This is a genomic window from Nostoc sp. (assembly GCF_035638895.1).
Lineage (GTDB): Bacteria > Cyanobacteriota > Cyanobacteriia > Cyanobacteriales > Nostocaceae > Nostoc.
The window spans coordinates 25,093-31,313 of the sequence record NZ_DASQZC010000473.1 but is presented as its reverse complement, the minus strand read 5'-3'; the positions used below and the strand labels follow the sequence as shown (position 1 = coordinate 31,313).

Annotated in this window: 5 protein-coding genes; all 5 read left to right on the top strand. The window is 44.2% G+C overall.

The features are described 5' to 3' along the window. A partial coding sequence (gene psbD / locus VE944_RS23860) for a photosystem II D2 protein (photosystem q(a) protein) (protein ID WP_324982883.1) occupies positions 1–1,008 on the top strand: 1,008 nt, incomplete at its 5' end. Between the two features lie 717 nt (positions 1,009–1,725). Continuing rightward, on the top strand, positions 1,726–2,007 hold the full coding sequence (locus VE944_RS23855; protein ID WP_324982880.1) for a 4a-hydroxytetrahydrobiopterin dehydratase: 282 nt from the start codon (positions 1,726–1,728) through the stop codon (positions 2,005–2,007). Between the two features lie 634 nt (positions 2,008–2,641). Further along, positions 2,642–4,369 carry an iron uptake porin gene (locus tag VE944_RS23850; protein ID WP_324982877.1) on the top strand — a complete coding sequence of 576 codons (1,728 nt, stop codon included), beginning with the start codon at positions 2,642–2,644 and terminating at the stop codon, positions 4,367–4,369. A gap of 119 nt (positions 4,370–4,488) precedes the next feature. After that, complete coding sequence (cysK, locus tag VE944_RS23845; protein ID WP_324982874.1) at positions 4,489–5,451, top strand: cysteine synthase A; 963 nt, start codon at positions 4,489–4,491, stop codon at positions 5,449–5,451. Positions 5,452–5,466: 15 nt separating this feature from the next. Next, entirely contained in the window at positions 5,467–6,168 is a 702-nt protein-coding gene (locus VE944_RS23840) for a J domain-containing protein (protein WP_324982872.1), read from the top strand. The last annotated feature ends 53 nt before the right edge of the window (positions 6,169–6,221 follow it).

The following is a 6,221-nucleotide window of genomic DNA, read 5'->3' as shown; positions in this document are numbered from 1 at the left end:
TTAGACGACTGGCTCAAGCGCGATCGCTTCGTATTCGTAGGTTGGTCAGGGATACTATTGTTCCCCTGCGCCTTCCTAGCACTAGGCGGTTGGCTGACCGGTACCACCTTCGTCACCTCTTGGTACACCCACGGGTTAGCCTCCTCCTACTTAGAAGGCGCTAACTTCCTAACAGTGGCAGTATCCACCCCCGCCGACAGCATGGGACATTCCCTATTGCTGTTGTGGGGACCAGAAGCCCAAGGCAACCTCACCCGTTGGTTTCAATTGGGTGGCTTGTGGCCATTCGTAGCCCTGCACGGAGCCTTTGGTTTGATTGGCTTCATGTTGCGCCAATTTGAAATTGCCCGTCTAGTAGGTATCCGTCCTTACAACGCCCTGGCCTTCTCCGCTCCCATTGCAGTATTCGTCAGTGTATTCCTGATGTACCCCTTGGGACAATCGTCGTGGTTCTTTGCACCCAGCTTTGGTGTGGCTGCAATTTTCCGGTTCCTACTCTTCTTGCAAGGGTTCCATAACTGGACACTCAACCCCTTCCACATGATGGGTGTTGCGGGTGTATTGGGTGGTGCGCTACTGTGCGCCATTCACGGAGCTACAGTAGAAAATACCTTGTTTGAAGACGGTGATGGTGCTAACACCTTCCGCGCCTTCAATCCAACCCAGTCTGAAGAAACCTACTCAATGGTGACGGCAAACCGTTTCTGGTCACAGATTTTCGGTATTGCTTTCTCTAACAAACGCTGGTTGCACTTCTTCATGTTGTTCGTGCCAGTCACAGGCTTGTGGATGAGCGCCGTCGGCATCGTCGGTTTGGCACTCAACCTGCGGGCTTATGATTTCGTCTCCCAAGAATTGCGGGCGGCAGAAGACCCTGAGTTTGAAACCTTCTATACCAAAAACATTTTGCTCAACGAGGGTATCCGCGCTTGGATGGCTCCTCAAGATCAACCCCACGAACAATTTGTATTCCCTGAGGAAGTTCTACCTCGTGGTAACGCTCTCTAATATTAAAAGCCGACTCATTACTTAAATCAGAGTTGTGGTTGCCAAAAATTGACACCAACCAGATTAAATAATCTTTTTTGCATAAGCCAATAAAGTGTCAATATTCCGCATTCTCCAGTCATCTCCCGCCTTTTGGTGGGGGATTTTTTTTATATCGTTAATATCTCTAAATTTATGTGTTATCTTAGATGAAGGTTATAAGCCCGGAGCAAATGCTCTGCCCTTTTGAGACTAAGACCGCTTAGGCAACAAGGAGGTGATGCCCATGATAGAAAGTAGTAAATGCATGGGTCATCAGGTTGCAGTTAGCCGGCTGTGTGCCGGGGCTGTTCTCTAAAAGTTAGCCTTAGTTATCTTTGAGATACTAAGTTAGCTCAATTAGCTAGGCAAGCTCGGAGTTCCTTCCGGCAGTCTGGTTGCAACCTGAAGACCCGCTAGACCGCTCTGAGATAGATTATCTGATCTAACTCAGAGCGGATAGTTTTTTGTGGGTAACTTTTTTAACCTTTGATTAAAAATAAAAATATCTTGCATCAAACCTTGGCTTCTGACTAGATGTGAGAAGTAGGGTCTATTCATTAAGTCTGATTTAAATATACACACACGCATTATGCTTTAGTTGATCCTCGCATCCTTTCTCTATGGAGAATAAAAGGGATTTTATCTAATGAAATATATACAATGTGGCCCAAATAATACAATTAGGAATATTTTGATATGGCACAACTACTCGCTGAGGCGGAAATTCAAGAAAGTGCAAAGGTTCTGCCTGGTTGGACTGTTAAAGGCTCCAACTTAGAGATTACCCGCACATTCAAGGATTTTATCCAAGCAATTGAGTTTGTCAATAAGCTGGTGGAGCCTGCGGAATCGGCAGGACATCATCCAGATTTAGAGATTTCCTACAACAAAGTGAAGATTGCCCTTACAACACATGATGCAGGTGGGCTGACGCAGGCTGACTTTGATTTAGCGCAAGCGATTTCCCAAATTAACTAAGTAATTTATTCTGACATCTTTAAGTAATTAACTGGAAGTCACAGCGACGGGAGACGCAGAGTTTAGCAAGCTTTAAGATTAGAAGTACAGGTTTTGGTTTGGAGTGCGGTGGTTTCAAAACTCTTGATTCATAAGCTGGTGTTTGCGATCGCAATAGCAGATAAACTATCCCGCATAAAGGCTTTGCCTAAATTTGTATAGCTGAGTCAGTATGTTTTAATTTTTAATTGGTATGCGAATTTTAGTAAGGCTAAGTGCAAGAAGAGATTTTTACCCATAATCTGCTAAGTGTCTAAGCTTGGAGCAGTTTAGCCTGGGTAACAAGCGAATGCCCTAAAGTCTACTCTCTGCTTAGATATTTAGATAATTATGTGTGACAGTTCTTAAGGCGATCACTGTAATCTTGTCATTTAGATCCGATGTTTTATAATGTTATGATATAAAGATATGTTTTTGCATAAGTTAATCACATAAGTTTTTAACCCTAAGTTAATCGTTTATTAGCTTTGCAAAAACTAAAATTGTAGTAGTGGCAACCATGCCTCATCCATAGGTTTCAATGAGATGTCGCATTTGTGAGAATTAGGTGCAACGAAACCAATTATCTAAACAAGGTGTGAGGAGTAAAGAGAAGATGTCTAATATATTGTGGAAATCCTTAGTGGTTAGCCCAGCAGTTCTGGGAGCAACATTGTTAGTTTCGGCAACAGCAATTGCGGCCCCAAACAAAACAACTGAAGTATCACCAGCCGCACAAGCAGGTGTAACTGAAGTTGCCCAACAGCCAGAAATATTGGCTCAAACAACCATAGACCAAGTTAATCGCTACAGCAACGAAGGCAACCAAAATAACTCTCAGTCTCAAGTAACATCGGTTTCTCAATTTTCCGATGTACAACCCACCGACTGGGCATTCCAAGCATTGCAGTCCTTGGTTGAGCGCTATGGTTGTATTGCAGGTTACCCAAATGCTACTTATCGCGGTAATCGTGCTTTAACCCGTTATGAATTTGCTGCTGGTTTAAATGCCTGTTTGGATCGGGTTAACGAATTGATTGCCACAGCAACAGCTGACTTGGTGACCAAACAAGATTTAGCTACCTTACAACGGTTACAAGAAGAATTTTCCGCAGAATTGGCAACTTTACGCGGTCGCGTAGATTCCCTAGAAGCGCGGACTGCTGAATTGGAAGCTAATCAGTTCTCCACTACTACCAAACTAGTTGGTGAAGCCATTTTTGCAGTTAGTGATGTGTTTGGGGGTGACACCGGTGACAACAACAACACCGTCTTCCAAAATCGGGTACGTTTAGACTTGCAAACCAGCTTCACTGGTAGAGACATTTTACACACACGTTTAGCAGCAGGTAATGCAGCAGCCTTTACACAATTTGATAACGGTGGTGCTGCTCTAGCTACTGCTGAAGGTACACAAACGTTTCAAGTTGGTAATCAGGGTGGTAACAACAGTGTCAATATAGATCGTTTGACCTATGAAGCTCCCATAGGCCCAGCCAACGTTTACTTAGCAGCTAGTGGTGGACGACACAGCCATTATGCAGCCGTCAATAATCCTTACTTCTTTGATCAAACTGATGGCGGTAACGGCGCTTTATCCACCTTTGCTTCTGAAAGTCCGATCTATCGGATTGGTGGTGGTGCAGGTATAGCGCTCAATCTACCTCTTGGTAGAGGTCAGGGTATTCTAGGAAATAGCTCAATCACTGCGGGTTACTTAGCAACGGATGCTAATAATCCTGGTATTAGTTCAGGTCTGACCAACGGCGACTATGCAGCTCTTGGACAGTTGAACTTTAGTGTTGGCGATCGCTTGGCTTTAGCTGCTACCTATGTCCACGGATACAGCGCAGGCGGTTTCTTGTTTGACTCCGGTACTTCATCAAACGTAAACAACGCTTTTGGATCTTCTGTTGCAGTAGGTACTCAACAAGCTAACACTCTACTAGGCTCAGGTTCTAGCAATTCCTACGGTGTGTCGGCTGCATTTAGACCTAGCGACAAGTTGTCAGTTAGTGGCTTTGTTTCTTACCACGATGTCACCGGCTCTGGTTCAAGTGATGATTATGAAGCTTGGAGCTATGGTCTTGGGGTAGCCTTACCTGATTTCGGTAAAAAGGGTAACGTTTTAGGTGTTTTTGCTGGTGCAGAACCTTATTCCTTTAACCGTCCAGGTTTTGGTGGTAATAATGATATACCCTATCACTTTGAAGGTTTCTACAAATATCGGGTGTCAGATAACATCTCTGTTACCCCTGGTGTAATCTGGTTGACCTCTCCTGGTCAAAATAGCGATAACGATGATGCGATTATCGGTACGCTCAGAACAACTTTCACCTTCTAGAATGTTGACTATCCACGGATAATTTTGAACTTTATTGCTCCCCGCCATTAGGCGGGGCTTTTTGTTTTTATTATTGACTAATGACAAATGACTTTTAACTAATAACTAAGGGCTAAATTATGCGAATTGCTCGTAACATTACAGAACTGGTTGGTCGTACACCCCTAGTGCAGTTGAACCGCATTCCCCAAACAGAAGGATGTGTTGCAAAAATTCTGGTGAAATTGGAAAGTATGAACCCATCGGCATCAGTCAAAGATCGGATTGGGGTAAGTATGATTAACGCCGCCGAAGAAGAAGGGCTGATTACTCCTGGGAAGACAGTATTGGTAGAACCTACCTCTGGAAACACAGGAATTGCCCTAGCAATGGCAGCAGCCGCTAAAGGTTATCGCTTAATTTTGACAATGCCAGAGACAATGAGTGCAGAGCGACGGGCGATGTTGCGGGCCTATGGAGCAGAACTGGAACTAACGTCAGGGATGGAAGGGATGAGTGGGGCAATTGGACGGGCGCAACAAATAGTTAATACGATGCCAAATACTTATATGTTGCAGCAGTTCCGCAATCCAGCCAATGCAAAAGTGCATCGGGAAACTACAGCTCTTGAAATCTGGGAAGATACCGATGGACAAGTAGATATGATTGTAGCAGGGGTGGGCACAGGTGGTACGATCACTGGTGTAGCAGAAGTGATTAAAGCACGCAAGCCTAGTTTTAAGGCGATCGCAGTTGAACCATCCAATAGCCCAATTTTATCTGGGGGACGGCCAGGTCCACACAAAATTCAGGGAATTGGGGCTGGGTTTATTCCCCAAGTTCTCAAGATAAAATTGATTGATGAAGTGATTACTGTCACCGATGAAGAAGCGATCGCTTATAGTCGGCGTTTGGCAAAAGAAGAAGGGCTACTATCTGGTATTTCCAGTGGAGCAGCTTTATGTGCAGCAATTCGCGTCGCCCAACTTCAAGAAAATGAGGGACGTTTAATCGTAATGATTCAGCCCAGTTTTGGTGAGAGATATTTGAGTACACCGTTGTTCCAAGACCTGGAAACAAGGTTAGCCGCTAGCATCAGCTAACGATAAATTGAATTAATGGTCAATTCTAAGCACGTTTCTAACCATTACGAAACTCTCAAAGTTAGTCCAAGTGCAAGCCTTGCGGAGATTAAGCAAGCCTATCGCCGCTTGGTTAAGTTGTTTCATCCCGATAGCAATCAGGAAACAGCTGATCAAGAGCAAATAATCCGCATCAATGCAGCTTATGAAGTCTTAGGCGACAACCAAAATCGCCGTGATTATGACCAACAACTGCAAGATTACCCTCAAAAATTAAATAGCGATCGCCAACAGCGTACAGCATCAGCGCAAAATCATTACCAGACAAGACGAAAAACCGGACGCGATGTTGACGAGCAAGTTGAGGAATGGCTGCGCCAAGTTTACCAACCAGTAAATCGCTTGCTTTGTACCATTCTTTATTCCTTAGAAGAACAAATGGAGCAATTAGCTGCTGATCCTTTTGATGATGAGTTGTTAGATGAATTTCAAGAATATTTAAAAGCCTGTCGAGATGACCTCAAGCAAGCACAAATTACTTTTCGCTCTCTACCGAATCCCCCTAGTTTAGCAAGAACAGCCGCTCACCTTTACTACAGCCTCGATCAAGTAGGAGATGGACTTGATGAATTAGGTTACTTTCCTTTGAGCTACGATGAGCGTTATTTACATACTGGTCAAGAGCTATTCCGCATAGCTACGGGATTACACTGTGAGGCACAAGCATCTGTTACATAGTCATTTAGTATGGCGCATGAGTCAATTTAACTGGATGGCAAGGGACTAATGAC